This window comes from Archangium violaceum Cb vi76 (assembly GCF_000733295.1).
GTDB classification, from domain to species: domain Bacteria; phylum Myxococcota; class Myxococcia; order Myxococcales; family Myxococcaceae; genus Archangium; species Archangium violaceum.
On the sequence record NZ_JPMI01000401.1, the window covers coordinates 1 to 720 of the forward strand.

General features: G+C 67.9%; 1 protein-coding gene. It reads left to right on the plus strand.

The genetic code is table 11. From position 1 onward, the window contains the following. A partial coding sequence (locus Q664_RS49110; RefSeq protein WP_043413731.1) for a KUP/HAK/KT family potassium transporter occupies positions 1-720 on the plus strand: 720 nt, incomplete at both ends.

Here is a 720-nt window from a genome sequence, read left to right on the forward strand (position 1 = left end):
GGCGCTGGGGGCGTTGGGCATCGTCTACGGAGACATCGGCACCAGCCCGCTGTACGCGTTGCGTGAGTGCTTCAGTGGCCCGCACCGGGTGGAGCCGACGCACGACAACGTGCTGGGGGTGCTGTCGCTCGTGTTCTGGGCGCTCATCATCGTGGTGTCGGTGAAGTACCTGGTCTTCGTGATGAGGGCGGACAACCGGGGCGAGGGGGGAATCCTGGCGCTGATGGCGCTGGCGATGCAGCGCAAGCGGGGCGAGGAGGTGAAGGTGCGGCCGGTGGTGGTGACGCTGGGTGTCTTCGGCGCGGCGCTGCTGTACGGGGACGGGCTGATTACGCCGGCCATCTCGGTGCTGAGCGCGGTGGAGGGCCTGAGCGTGGCCACGCCGTTCTTCGAGCCCTACATCCAGCCGTTGACCATCGCCATCCTGGTGGGGCTGTTCCTGATTCAGCGCCACGGGACGGCGGGGATTGGCGCCATCTTCGGGCCGTTCATGATGGTGTGGTTCCTCACGCTGGCGGTGCTGGGCGTCAAGGAGCTGGTGCAGTACCCGGCGGTGGTATGGGCGGTGTCGCCGCTGCAGGCGGTGAAGTTCTTCCTGCACAACCAGGGGCACGGCTTCCTGGTGCTCGGGGCGGTGTTCCTGGTGGTGACGGGGGGCGAGGCGCTCTACGCGGACATGGGCCACTTCGGGTGGAGGCCCATCCGGTGGGCGTGGTTCGT